This is a genomic window from Thermospira aquatica, from assembly GCF_023525255.1.
GTDB lineage: Bacteria > Spirochaetota > Brevinematia > Brevinematales > Thermospiraceae > Thermospira > Thermospira aquatica.
In genome coordinates this window covers 134,756-148,624 of the sequence record NZ_CP073355.1, presented here as the reverse complement: position 1 = coordinate 148,624, position 13,869 = coordinate 134,756, and the positions used below count along the sequence as shown (strand labels likewise).

The following is a 13,869-nucleotide window of genomic DNA, read 5'->3' as shown; positions in this document are numbered from 1 at the left end:
CCTTAGAGTTCGTATTTCTTATTCTGGGATGAGATGATGGTTTTACCATCATCGATGAAAAGAGATACCGTTCGACTGAAACTCCCACCTACGTCCTCAGCCCTGGGGGCGAGCATGTTTTGCCAGAGGAGTTTTTTGATTTCAAGGACATTGCGTCTGCCGATATCAAAGATGCCATTGGGATCAAGCATCTGGGCTCCGCCCACAAGTTTGACTTCTAGTTCTTTTGGTGGTATATTCCGACTTGTAAAGGCATCTAATATCAGTTTTACGGCGCGATCAGCAAAGTAGGCTGGTTGATTATCTGATCTTGCCGGATCGATGTGTGAGGATGGGAGGGCGATATGAGCCATCGCTCCTATCTTGTATTTTTTGGCATACACGATGAGAGCTACACACGATCCGAGAGCATAGGTGGTAATTTTATCTTCAGGATTATCGCTTATAGCCCACTCACCAATACCGATGACCTTTTCACTCATGATATTTTCCTCTGGTTATATTCTTTGACGAGCTTGATTATCATCTGGGGGATATTGTGGAGAGGAAGTAACATATCGACAGCTCCTATTTTATAGGCTTCATAGGGCATCCCAAAAACCACACTGGTGCTTTCATCCTGAGCGATGGTTCGGGCACCGTGTTGTTTCATGAGCAAAAGCCCTTGAGCACCATCTTTACCCATACCGGTAAGGAGGACACCTATTGATCTTGGGCCAGCGTGTTTAGCCACAGACATGAAAAGCACATCAACGGAAGGTATATGACCACTGACACGTTCTCCCCGGGTTACTGCAAGTGTTCCGTCTGGTTTTAACTCCATGTGAAAATCCCCCAGGGCGATATAGGCGTGACCTATCTCGAGTTTATCGCCATCACTGGCTTCCTTGACTTTGATAACAGTTTCTTTTTGGAGGCTTTCAGCAAACATGCGACTGAAAGTGGGTGGCATATGCTGTACTATGAGGATAGGGGGCATGGTTGCTGGAAACTGACGGAAGAGGGTAGAAATTGCGGATGTTCCTCCCAGAGAGGCGCCAATCGCAATGATCTGTTCACTTGCATCTGAAACAGTAGGGTGACTTTCAATAGTTTTTTTTGCTTGAGGAAATTTGATCTGGGATGCCCATTTAATCTTGGAGATGAGTTCCTGGAGAAAGCTTACCAGAGCCTCCTGTCCCTCTGCTTTGGGTTTGGGGACAACTTCAACAGCTCCTGCCTGGAGTGCTGCCCATGCAAGAGCACCACCTCTGTCTGTAAGGGAGGTAACCACAATGACGGGAAGAGGATACTGTGGAAGAAGCTGTTTTAAAAAGATAATGCCGTTCATTCTGGGCATTTCTAGATCGAGGGTCATGACATCTACATCAATCGAGGAGAGTTTTTCACTTGCCTCGTATGGATCAGAAGCCACTCCCACCACTTCTATGTCAGGGTCCTGGGAGAGTCCTTTTTGCAAAATCTCCTGAACGATCGGAGAATCATCAACAATAAAGACACGGATCTTGCTCATAGAGCCTCCTTCTGGTAGATTGCAGGTTGGATAAATGTGAGCTGGTATTTTTCTCTTTCGATAGTTTCAGAGTGTCCGACGAAAAGATATCCACCGGGTTTAAGTACGTTTACGAGATGAGAAATGATAAAATCCTTGTGAGCCTGGTCAAAGTAGATGAGGACATTACGACACCAGATGATATCAAATTTGCCTTTGAAGGGGTAGGTTTCATTCATGAGGTTGAATCTTTTAAAGAGCACCATGGATCGTATTTCAGGAAGAAGCTGGTAGGATGTGTCATCTATAGGAATGAAATAGCGCTGGATAAGCGAAGGATCGAGGTTTTCGAGTCTGTCGGCTAAGTATTTTCCTTCCTCTGCCTGGGTAAGTACACGTAGAGAGATATCGGTCCCCAGAAGCCCCCATTCATCGGGAATAAAGGGAGAAAAATGTTCACGAATGAGGATAGCGATGGTGTATATTTCTTCTCCCGACGAGCACCCTGCACTCCAGATACGGATATCCCGCTGTTTCATGGTTTTCCATTGGGGGAAAAGTACCTGAACCATATAGTCGTAATGGGCACTTTCTCTCATAAAATAGGTGTGGTTGGTGGTTAAACGGTTGATGAGATCAGAGAGGAGGGGACTGTTGGGATCACGAACAATTCTCTGGTAAAGTTCATCAAAGCTTTGAATGTTTTCTTGTTTTAGGAGTTGTTGGAGTCGGCTTTCTACCAGGATCTTTTTTTCCGGGGGGAGATAAATACCCACGGTGTCATAGACAAGATGGGAAATGAGCTCAAAATCCCGGTCACTTAACCGGTAGATCTGGAAAAAGCTCTCATTCTCTGTCATGCCTCTCCTGCCTCCTGAAGGGTTTTGAGATCGTCTTCGTAGACTACTTTTTCCACATCTAGCAGGATTTTGAGTTTATCACCAACCTTGCCAATACCTTTGATATAGCGTTCCTGGGCTTCAATGCCCCGGAAGTGAGGAGTGACTTCGATGTTGTTTGGGAGGATTTCAAGGACCTCTTCTACCACATCCACAATAAGACCTATCAGGGTGTTTTTAAGTTCGATGACGATGATACAGGTTCGGTCATCGTATTCTCTGAAGGGCATGTGAAGACGAAGCCTCATATCCACCACGGGAATGATTTTCCCACGCAAATTGATGACTCCGCGAACATAGGGCGGCATATCTGGGATAGTGGCGATTTTTTGCATCTCGATGATGTCCCGAATATGGGCTATAGGGATACCATACGAATTGTCTCCAAGAGTGAAAGTGAGATATTTGTTGCTTATGGTGTCTTCCTCTTCTCCCATGTCGACGAGTTCTTCTTCGTAGATTCCGCTCATATTTTACCTCCTTATTTTGTTTTGAAGACTTGTACCATATGCTCAAGGTTTTGGGTCTGATTGGCAAGCTCACTAGCGGCACTAGCGGTTTCTTCGGCACTTGCGGCGTTGGACTGGACGGCACTACTGATTTGGGAAAGCCCCTGGGAGATCTGGTCAAGCCCCATAGATTGGTTCTGGCTGAGCTTCCCAATCTCTTGCATCATGTCAGACATCTGGTGGCTTCTCTGCTCAATATGATCAAACTTCTCCAGGGTTTGTTTGAGAATATTGTCACTTTCCAGCAGGTTTTGAACAGTCTGTTCTACAATCTGGGCGGTGTCCTTTGCTGACTGGGCACTTTTCACCGCAAGGTTGCGTACCTCGTCGGCGACAACAGCGAATCCCTTGCCGTATTTGCCAGCCCTGGCTGCTTCAACGTTGGCATTCAGAGCTAAGAGGTTAATTTGAAAAGCAATGTCGTCGATAGTTTTGACGACAGCTTTGATTTGTTCGGATGCGTCAGTGTTTTTCTTCATTGCCTCTTGAAGGTGATTGAGTTGGATCTGGTTTTCTTCAACGACTGTTAAAAGCTGCTTCATGATCTCTATTGACTGGCTGGCATAGGAGAGGTTTTGTTTTGCCTGGCTCTGGATCTCTTTTATGGAGGAGGTGATTTCCTCAACGGCAGCGGCTTGTTCTGTTGAGCCTTGGGAAAGGTGCTGTGTGGCTTTTTTGAGTTGTTCTACACTGATCATACTTTGTTTGATAGATTCTTTGACGGCCCGGATGAGATCATTGAGATGTTCTGTCATTGTTCGCAGGGCAAACCCCACGGTGTCTTCGTTACTTGCAATTGGAATCTCTCTGGTGAAGTCTCCTTCTTTGAGGGAGAGGATGACGTTTTCCTTGGCTTGAAGGGAGGCTACAATATCCTGAAAAGACTGGAGGAGAACGGCAATCTCGTCCTGATATTTGTAGTCAATGTCAGGGGTGATGAATTTGCCTCTGGCGATATCTTCAGCAAGACTTGTGATTCTGGCAAGAGGGGAAAGCCACCTGCCTGAGATGAAAAGAGCGATAATAACCAAAAGTGCCATGATACCGGCAAAAGCAAGAATTACCCTCAATGAATCATACATAGGTCCTAAAATATCCTTTGATTCTCCTATGACAACAATCTTCCAGTTGATGTTGTAGAGCTGGAAGGGGAGGAGGGCGACATAGCGATTCTTTTGAATTTGAAAGATAAAATCTTTTGCCATGCCAAGTTTCTGGAAGGGTTGGAATTCCCTGTCTTGCCAGATAGTGTCTTTGAGAATGCGGTTGGTGTCCTGATGGGTAAGAAAGAGACCATCATCACTTATCAGATACACGGTTGAGTGAGTTGTGACACGCATATTCTGGATGACGTGTTGAACGGTTGTGATACCGAGATCGAGCCCGATGACCCCAGGAATCACTTTAGCATTCTGGATAGGTTTAGCTATAGAGAGGACGAGATCATGCTGAATGGCATCTATATAAGGATCGGTAAAGCTTATATCTTTTTGTGTTATTGCTGCAAGAAACCAGGGTCTTTTTGTCCAATCGTAATCTTCGGGAGGGATCCACCCATCAGAGGAATAGAACACTCCCCCTTGTTTCGGACTTTTCAGTGGACCTATATAGATGCCTCTTGCCTCTGTATTGGTTAAGAATGCAAGTGTAGAGATGTATTTGAGATAGAGCTGTTTATCGTTTACCGGGTGGAGGGAAAGGGCCTGTTCTGCGGCTGTAAGAATCTTGGTCTGGGATTCAAACCATCCTTTGATCTCGGTCGCAGCTGTTTCCAGTCGAGATCGTATATACTGCTCGCCGTTTCTGGTGAAGATTCTTCCCATCATGATAATATAGACAAAAGCCATAATGGCAAGCATACCAATGATTATACTTCCCACAAGTCCTATGAGTCTCCATTTTAGAGAGAAGAAACGCTTTTGTGTTGTGGGCATAGAGCCCTCCTTGTAAAAATTTCCGTTAAAACTTTCCAAAATCATTGTCGTCGAGTTGAATGGTGCGCTTTGGTAAGGCAGCTGGAGTGGTCGTTTCGTGGTCGGTACTTACCACAGGAGAGGATTCAGGCTTTGTGGCTGGTGACACGTGGACTGTGGCATCAGTGGAAAGCTTGAATTGACTGACAAGGCGCTTGAGTACGGTTGCCTGGCTTGCAAGCTCTTCGGCAGCGCTGGCGGTTTCTTCGGCGCTACTTGCTGTCGTCTGGGTAACCTGGTTGATCTGATGGATACCCTGACTGATCTGTCCTATAGAGAGGAGTTGCTCCTGACTGCTGGCTGCCACCTCTTCGCTTGCCTCAATGGTCTGATGCATGTTGGTATACATCTGTTCTATCTGAGTGGCGACGTCGTTGGTGACCTCATGGACAGCAGTGATGTTATTTACGATATCCCGTACCTTGGTGGTGGTTTCTTTGACGGAATTCGCGCTTTTCACCGCAAGATTTCGTACCTCGTCAGCAACGACAGCAAATCCCTTGCCGTATTTACCTGCCCTTGCCGCTTCGACGTTGGCATTGAGAGCCAAAAGGTTGATTTGAAACGCAATATCGTCGATAGTTTTGACGATATTGTTGATTTCTTCAGCGGAGGTGTTGAGTCGTTCCATGACTTCGACGAGATTTTGCACATTGTGCTGGCTTTTTTCAGCCATCGCAAGCCCATCCTGAGAGAGTTGTTTAGCTTGCATTGCTTTTTCGGCGTTTTGCTTTATCTGGGCATTGATTTCTGTGATAGCTGAGGTAATCTCTTCGATTGAGCTTGCCTGCTCACTTGATCCTTGAGAAAGGCTCTGCGAAGCTCTGGAGAGCTGTTCGGCACCAAGATTGAACTGTTCAACGGTATTTCGTACTTCGGTAATCAGATTTGCGATATTGTCCTTGAGTTTTTTCAATGCAAAGCCGAGAGAATCTTTTTCGGTAAAAGGGTTGATGTCAATGGTGAAGTCGGCATTACTCAGGGCGATGATTTCTTCTTCTCGCTTTTGTACGTACGTAGAAAGTCTCTGGAAGGCGTCGATGAGTTTTTCTATCTCTCCACCGAATTTTTTCCAGCGCTGGTCAAATGTGGCAGCAAAATCTCCTTGACTCACTATAAGTGCATTATTTGCAATTCCCTCGATAGGATTGGTGATCTCGTTGCTCAAAAGCTTTTGAACAACGATCATGAGAATAATCATCACTAGAGCAAATAACAAAAGCTCAACAAAAAGAGAATTCTTTTCTTGAATGGCATGTTGGGTAGTTCTGGCAATAGCCGCCTCGATGTCGTCTATATAAAGACCTGTCCCGATTGTCCAACCCCAGGGTTCGAAAAGTTTACTGTAAGCGCGTTTGGGAGAGGGGTTGGTTTCTCCAGGTTTCGGAAATGCGTAGTTGACATATCCACCGCCACTCAAGGCAGCCTGACGGAGTTCTTTTACGTAGTAGACCCCATTGGTGTCAACATGCTGGGATTCGTGGGTTCCCTCGACTTTTGGGTTGGGATGACTAATAATGTAGCCGGCAGAGTCAATGATAAAAAAGTATTCCTTACCATTTTCTCCGTATTTCATTTGTTTTATAACGTTTCTGAGTTGATTGGTTGCTTCCGCTTCGGTTATTTCACCGGCTTGTACACGTTTGTATCTGGCAGCGATAAGACTATATACGGTTTGTACCTGATAGCGTATCATCTCGTCATACTTTTCGTAGAGGGTTTTTCTTGTTTCACTGACGCTCTTATTGAGATCCTCCCAGTATTTCCAGCCAATGATTCCGACGAGAATGATAGTCATAATAAAATAAGCACTTAAAAAAAACCAGAATTTATGTTTAATAGATGCTTTCATATATGCCTCCTTTAATGTCTATTCAAATATTCGTTTGAAAAGCCCCTTGATGTCGATGATGAAACCGATTTGTCCTTCGTTCAGGATAGAACAGCCGATCATGCCTGCCACCCGTCCAATGTAGTCAGAGAAGGATTTCACCACGACCTGCTGGGATGAGAGGATCTCATCGACCGCGATGGCTATTTTGCGCCCTTGATCGGTGACAACAATGAGGATCCTCTGGGTAAGAGGTGTCTGGTTTTGGGTTTTGTAGTAGATCTCTTCCAGATCAAGCACCGGGAGGATCTCTCCACGGAGATTGATAAGCAGAGAGTTTCCCTCCCCCCGGGTAAGCTGGTGGGTGTGGGGTTTGAAAAACTCCACGATATCGGCGATGGGGAGAATAAAAAGAGCCTGTCCGATGCGGCATATGACTCCGTCCAGAATTGCCATTGTGAGAGGAATCTTCATCGTAATCGTTGTGCCTTTTCCCTCTTCGGTTGCAATATCGACCTGGCCTCTCAGTTTTTCGATGTTCTTGAGGACGACATCCATTCCCACGCCTCGCCCTGAGATATCTGTGACCTGGTCTTTGGTTGAAAATCCCGGGAGAAAAATGAGTCTCCATACCTCCTGATCACTCATCTCTTCAGGATTTTTTTGCAGGAGCTTATTAGCTTTTGCTTTGGAGAGAATTTTTTCTCGGTTGAGTCCTCGTCCGTCGTCTCTGACAGAAATCCAGATCTCATTACCCTGGTATTGAGCGGAGAGTTCTATGAGACCTCTCTCGGGTTTGCCCTGGGCAAGGCGTTCTTCACGGTTTTCGATACCGTGGTCGATAGCGTTTCGCAGGAGGTGGAGAAGGGGATCTGCAAGTTGATCAATGAGGTTTTTGTCTATTTCGTTTTCCTGGCCGGTGATACGGAGATCAATGGTCTTGTTAAACTTGTTGGAGAGGTCCCGGACAAGTCGGTGCATCCTGATAAATAGTCCCTCGAGAGGAACCATTCGTACCTCCATCGTAACCTCCTGGAGTTCTCTGGATATTTTTGTAAGGTGAGTAATAGATTTCTGGAGGTTGTCGTCTTCGATTTGTTTGATGAGGGGGTGATGGAGGACCATGGCTTCGGCGTTGATGAGCTCTCCCATGAGGTCAAAGAGTCTATCGAGACGGCTTGCCTCAACACGGATCTCTCGTCTTTGGGATGCCACACTTGATATGTTCTTTGTCATACTCGATTGTTTCTTGAGAGCAGTTTGGATATTTTCTTCGCTGACGACACCCTTTTCAACAAGAATTTCACCAAGAGGTTTTTCTTTTTCGAGGAGAGCTTCTTCGACATTTTCTTTGGAGACAGCTCCCATTTCGACAAGAATCTCACCGAGGGGTTTGTATTCCTGTTCTGGGGTTTCAGTTTCTTCCTTTTGGAGTTTGGTTATATCATGGCGAATGTAGTCGATTCCTCTGAGGAGGATGTTCGTTACCGCCGGAGAGAAGGGCATCGTGTTGTTTCGAAGGTTATCCAGGATGTTTTCCAGGGTTTGGGCCTGGGTGGCAATGCGTTCCAGGTTAAGAAAGCTTGCGTTTCCTTTAATCGTATGGATAGATCGAAAAACAGCCTGGATAAGCTCGGTTTTGTTTTCTGCATTTTCTATCTGGAGAATGGTTTGTTCTGCCTCGTCGAGAAGTTCACTTGTTTCGTTATGAAATCGGTCAAGCATCTCAGGCGTAACGAGATTCTCCAGTCGGAAGTTGGAGAAATCTGGTGTTTTTGAGGGAGATGACGGTTCTGCAGATTCGGAGGGAAGTTGTTCAATGTTTTGGGGTGGGGTTTCTTCTTTTGTGGTTTCTGTTTCTTGAGGCAAGGGTGAAGAGGATTCTTCTTCCAATACCATAGAGGAACTCTCGGTTTCAATGGGGATTTCTTTTGTTTCAGATGTTTCAGAGAATCCTTCGCTTAAAGCGATAACTTCTTCTTCGATGGTCTCCGTGAGAGGTGTGAGAGTTCCTTCTTGCGATTCTACCTCCATTGTTTCCCTTTCCATGGAATGATTATTGAAGGCAGGTTCTTCATCAGGAGATGGGATTTCTTTTTCTTCTTGCACAAGTTGGTTTTCTTCTTCTGTTGTGTGGGAAATTTCTTCTTCTTTTTCTTGTTGTGATAAAGGCGCTTGAGAGACAGAAAGTTCAAGTGTCGATGGTTCGACGAGTTCTTCTGTCTTGAACTCCTCTGGGGTTTGTGGAGAGACTTCTTCTACGAGAGCCTCTTCTTCTACGGGAATTTCTTCTACAATGAGTATTTCTTCTTCGTTGAAAACGGAATCTGGTTTTTGCCAAGAGGATGTTTCTGAGGGAGAGGGTGCTTCTGGAGCAGAAGTCGCTGGCTCAAGCTCTGCTTCAGTTTGAGAGGGCGGTGTTTCAAGGCTTGTTTCTGGGGCTTGTTCTTGTGTTTGTGGGACAGAAGAAGTTTCAGAGGAGGGAGTTTCCTGGAGTTTTTTTTGTCTTTCTGTGGAGATATCCCGGATCATGAGTTCTACTTCACCTTCAAAACCTTCATCAGTGAGATTGGCGGCAACATTATCTAAAAGTTGCTTGAGAAAATCCATGGCCCGGTATATCAGATCAACATCCTCAGAGCTTGGCTTAATCTTCGTTTTACGGAAGAGATCAAGAAGATTTTCTGCTTCGTGCGTGAGTTGTTTGATGTTTTCAAAATTCAGGTATCCAGCCGAACCTTTGAGAGAATGAAAAAGTCTAAAAAGTGTCTGAATAATCTGCTCGTGATAAGCTTCCTGGATGTAGGGAAGCTGACTTTCGGCCTCTTCCAGTCTCTCATACCCTTCAGCGACAAAAGCATCAATAATCTCTTTCATTTCTGGATCGTAATGCATAATATCCTCCTTGGTAGAGATACTTCGAGGTCTTTTTTTACTTTAATTTCCATGGTAATCCTTTAATTTATATTGTCAACCATTTTGGAGAGGTTTTGGTAGGCTTTTTCAAGTTCTTTGTAGGCTTCTTTGAGCTTTTGGTAGTCGATAGGAGTTTCGCCACGGTTTTCTTCTTCGATGCGGTGAATCATGTCTAAGAGTTCGTTAAAATCAAGAGGTTTGGGAAGAAATCCGTAAGCGTGGTTGTTGATACAGGCGATGGCGGTTTCGACATCACCGTACGCGGTCATGATAATGACGGGAAGTTTAGGGTGACTCTCTCGCACTTTTTTAAGAACATCGATGCCGCTCATTTCTGGCATTCGAATATCACTTATGACAACATCAAATGGTTCCTGCTCAAAACGAGCGAGAGCTTCTACAGGATTGGACTCGGTAATGACATCATAGCCACCTGGAAGAAGTGCCGCACGTATGTCATCGAGAATAGCTGCATCGTCATCGATTATAAGAATACGCATACTTTCCCCCTTTTTTTGGTTATGTATTATATTTTCGGCAAAGGAGGATAAGGAACTTGAAGATTGGGGAAAGTTTTTGGGGCCTTGCTCTTCCTTTGTTGCAGTCTGGGACAGGGGGTGTGGGTGGTAGCTATTACTTTGTTGCAGTGAGAAAGAACTACTCTTACTTTGTCACAGTAAGAGAGGGCTTGCTCTTACTATGTTTCAGTGAGATTCTATCAATAAGGTGACTGTGATAAGGAAAGAGCGGGGATTTTGGAGTTTTCTTTTTTCTCCAAAAGTATCGTCGGGGGATGGTAGTATAGACGCTGCTCTTACCTTGTTTCAGTTTTTATAATTCTGGGGACTGTGAAAAGGTAATAGCTACTCTCAAAAAAAAACACGAGGAGGAAATTGGTGAAAGGTTTCACCTGAGAAAAAAGATGCTATTACTCTTTTACAGTCTTGGATCAGAGGAAAAACTGTGAAAAAGGAATAGCAAGAACGTTTTTTTCACTGCAACAAGGGAAGAGCATGGGGTTTTTATCCCTTTTTCCACTTCTCTTTTTTAAGAAAAACACTTTTTTGCCTTTTTCGTCAAGGGAAACGAAAAGTTTTCCAAAAAAACAAAAGGAAACAAAACCTTCAATTTCCATTTGACAGACTCAGGAAACGTTGTGAGAAAGAAAAAACAAAACCTACGCGTGGATGGGAAGAATAAGCCCTTCGGTAACAAGCTTTTTCCACGGGAGGAGCTGGCGACGTTTACCAAGCCTTTTAAGAAGCTCTTCAAACCTTTGAGAAGCCCCCTCGATATTAAACCGAAAACAAAACTCATCAAGATAGCGCTGCATGTGCTTTCGACAACCATAGTGATAGACGTCTTCAAGAAGGTTTTTCAACCCATCGTTAAGGTGGGAAAGCCACGGCGTTCTTTTTTCTACGGGCGTGTGGCGGAAAAGCTTGCCAAAAAAGTCTGAAAGCCAATCGCTACTCACATCATCCACAAGATGAATGTGAAGTTTAGAAGGGGTATCATCCGCATCAATTTCGACAACCTGCATGGGAGAAAAGTTTTTTCTTTGGCGGCGTTTGATGCCAGAGAGAAAGAAAAAGGTTTTTACAAGTTTCTGGAGGGATTTGGTGTGATGGCGAGTGGTAAGCCGCATAAGGCTTCGTAGCTTCTGAAGAAGAAGCCAGCTTGCCTTGTAGCTAATGTGAAGAAGTTGTGAAAGCTTCACCGCATTTATCCCCCCATCCTGGCAGACAAGAAACATGGCAGAAAGCCAGATTTTTGGCGAGAGGTGACTTTTTCGCATGATGGACTGGCTTTTTAAGGAGAATTGTCTCCCGCATTTGGTACACTGATACACGAGCCGGCACGAGAGAAGGTGAGCCTTTGCCTTACACCTTGGGCAAATAGGTCCCTCTGGCCAGAGGGCTTTTTCGAGAATCTGGTAGGCCTCGTTTTCTGAGAGTGTGAAAAAATCCTTTTCCATGGTTTTCTCCTTAGAGAAATTTTTTCATACTATATATATCGAAAATTTTTTGTTATAGTTGTTAAAAAAGATGTTTTATATATTTTAAAAGTAAGATCGATGGGGAGATTTTGGGGGTTGAGAAAAATGCTCTTACCTTTTTGCAGTGTGTGGGACAAGAGATTTCCTAAGGTCGGGTAAGAGAAAGTTTTTTCTTTACTACAACATGGTAAGAGCAAATCTCAAAGCACGTGAGAGCGTGAGAGGGGATATAAAGGTTAAACGTTTAAGCTGGGGTTTTGACGTAAGCTCTTACCCTTTTGCAGTGGCATCAGATGGTTTATAACTGTGAAAAAGTAATAGCTAGAATTTTTCCCACTGTGACAAGGTAACAGCAAGAGTTTTTTCCTGCAACAAGGGAATAGCTTAGGATCCTCACTGTGATATGGTAAGAGCTAGCCCAGTTTCTAGACTGCAACATGGTAATAGCAAAAACCTTTCCCCCGCAACAAGGAAACAGCCTTCAGGTCCCACACATTTACTGCAAAATGGTAATAGCTAGCGTTTTTTGTACTGCAACAAGGGAATACCCATCCCCCCTCTTCCGACTGCAACAAGGTAATAGCCCCCAAGACTCAACTTTACACTGCAACAAGGTAATAGCCCGCATGACAGGCCCACTGCAACAAAGGAATAGCAAGCTCCCCCTAACAAAAAAATCCCCACCACACTGTGATATCGTAATAGCTTACACCCCAAACCCCTATCACGGCAACTTCTTTATCCAAAAAAAACTTTCATGAAAAAACTTTCATTAGGGTATTTACTTTTTTCTAAAAACGTTGTACAATATAACTACCTAAAAACAGGATGGGGAGATGGAACTTAGCGAACTTCAACGAGTTAATGAATTTGAAAGAGTTTTACCGCGCAGAGATGAAAGCCATGCAGCCATTCGTTTTTTTGCCACACAGCAGCAACTCTCAAAGTTTCATCCTCAAGTGTTGAGGCAAGTTGAAGTATTGTCTACACTTGACGGTGTAAAGGATGCCATAGTGGTCTTTCCACATGCTGTTCCTTCCCATGCAGTACCCTTGGGGATAGTTTTCGCCAGCGGAGTTCACGATGGGATAATGATGCCCGGTGGTATTAACTGGGATATCAATCTTGGTGTACGAACGCTTACAACAAACCTTATTTTCCCTGATGTTGATAAGAAGATGGGACTTATTCTCAAAGATATTCAACGTGTAGTACCTGTAGGAAGCAAGGCAACAGGGAGAATATCTCTCTCCAAAAGAGATCTCCTCGAAATCTTTAGTCAGGGAGCCCGTTGGGTACAAGAAAACAAGTCTCCCGAGTTTCAGGATGAACTAGAGTACATCGAAGACTATGGGGATCTTCCCGTGTCTAATCTTACGAGTGTGCCCGAGTTTCTTTTAGAAGAGGAACGCAAGCAATTTGGTACGATTAGGCATTTTCTCGAATTTCAGATTGTGAGTGAAGTTTTTGATGTAGAAAAAGCGCGAGTTTACGGTCTTTTCAAAAATCAGCTTCTCATTACTTATAGAGCAGGATCTGCGAGTTTAGGGCGTGCGGTGTGGTGGTATTATTATCGTCTCTTTAAAGAAAAAATGGAACATTATGGGATCACTCCACCACATTCCTCGATGGTCTATTTGCCCGCACATGTTACTGAGGCTCAGTTGTTTTATCAAGCTGTACAATGTGTTTCCAATTACGCTCTGGCTAATCGACAATTTATTGCGGCACAGGTCTACCATGTTCTCAATGTTTTGCTCAAAGATGTGGAGGCAAACACGATGTATGATAGTGCGACAAATACGATCCGCAAGGAGATTCATGCCCTTGGTTCACTTCCCGAGGAGGTTTATGTCTATCGCAAGGGAAGCGTGCGTACCCAGATTCGGGATGAAGGGGATCTTTCTCGATCCTACCATGTGGTAGGCAATCCTGCCCTTCTCTGGGGTGGTGTGGGTCAACCTTCGTATATCGTTTCTGGTAAAGATCCTCTTCTTGAAAAAAGTTTTGGATCACTTGAGGTTGTGCAACCAACAGTTCCTCCTTCTGTGGTTGGAGATCAAGAATGGCTTAAAAACCTCAAAGATCAAGGAATCTTTCTTCGTTCTCAAAATGAGATCCTAGACTGGCGTTTTCACCCTAAAAACACTGAATCACCAAGAGCAGCGGTTGATTTCTGGCTGAGAAGTAGCTGGGTTAGCCGCATAGCAGCTGTAAAACCTGTAGGGATTTTGCTGGCGTGAAGGGAGA

The 13,869-nt window shown here is 44.5% G+C and carries 10 protein-coding genes; 1 reads left to right on the top strand and 9 read right to left on the bottom strand.

Annotated features, from left to right (window positions below):
- Positions 1–2 precede the first annotated feature (2 nt).
- From KDW03_RS00745 to KDW03_RS00705, 9 genes are all read right to left on the bottom strand, one after another.
- Positions 3–482 (bottom strand): chemotaxis protein CheD, encoded by a 480-nt coding sequence (locus tag KDW03_RS00745; protein WP_271435497.1) that lies wholly within the window; start codon positions 480–482, stop codon positions 3–5.
- A complete protein-coding gene (locus tag KDW03_RS00740; protein WP_271435496.1) occupies positions 479–1,513 on the bottom strand; it encodes a protein-glutamate methylesterase/protein-glutamine glutaminase in 1,035 nt (344 codons plus the stop codon). Before KDW03_RS00740 ends, KDW03_RS00745 begins: the two co-directional genes overlap by 4 nt.
- Positions 1,510–2,352: a CheR family methyltransferase gene (locus KDW03_RS00735; protein WP_271435495.1), complete on the bottom strand. Its 843-nt coding sequence runs from the start codon at positions 2,350–2,352 to the stop codon at positions 1,510–1,512. The genes KDW03_RS00740 and KDW03_RS00735 overlap by 4 nt, the downstream gene beginning before the upstream one ends.
- Entirely contained in the window at positions 2,349–2,861 is a 513-nt protein-coding gene (locus KDW03_RS00730; RefSeq protein WP_271435494.1) for a chemotaxis protein CheW, read from the bottom strand. Before KDW03_RS00730 ends, KDW03_RS00735 begins: the two co-directional genes overlap by 4 nt.
- Before the next feature lie 11 nt (positions 2,862–2,872).
- Complete coding sequence (locus KDW03_RS00725; protein WP_271435493.1) at positions 2,873–4,834, bottom strand: methyl-accepting chemotaxis protein; 1,962 nt, start codon at positions 4,832–4,834, stop codon at positions 2,873–2,875.
- 25 nt (positions 4,835–4,859) lie between these two features.
- Positions 4,860–6,725 carry a methyl-accepting chemotaxis protein gene (locus tag KDW03_RS00720; protein WP_271435492.1) on the bottom strand — a complete coding sequence of 622 codons (1,866 nt, stop codon included), beginning with the start codon at positions 6,723–6,725 and terminating at the stop codon, positions 4,860–4,862.
- Between the two features lie 18 nt (positions 6,726–6,743).
- A complete protein-coding gene (locus KDW03_RS00715) occupies positions 6,744–9,599 on the bottom strand; it encodes a chemotaxis protein CheA (RefSeq protein ID WP_271435491.1) in 2,856 nt (951 codons plus the stop codon).
- Between the two features lie 62 nt (positions 9,600–9,661).
- A complete protein-coding gene (locus KDW03_RS00710) occupies positions 9,662–10,120 on the bottom strand; it encodes a response regulator (protein ID WP_271435490.1) in 459 nt (152 codons plus the stop codon).
- A gap of 677 nt (positions 10,121–10,797) precedes the next feature.
- Positions 10,798–11,598, bottom strand: coding sequence for an IS1595 family transposase (locus KDW03_RS00705; protein ID WP_271435489.1), 801 nt, complete (start codon positions 11,596–11,598; stop codon positions 10,798–10,800).
- An 857-nt stretch (positions 11,599–12,455) separates the two neighbouring features.
- Here KDW03_RS00705 and KDW03_RS00700 point away from each other — a divergent pair.
- Positions 12,456–13,862 (top strand): RtcB family protein, encoded by a 1,407-nt coding sequence (locus tag KDW03_RS00700; RefSeq protein ID WP_271435488.1) that lies wholly within the window; start codon positions 12,456–12,458, stop codon positions 13,860–13,862.
- Positions 13,863–13,869 lie beyond the last annotated feature (7 nt).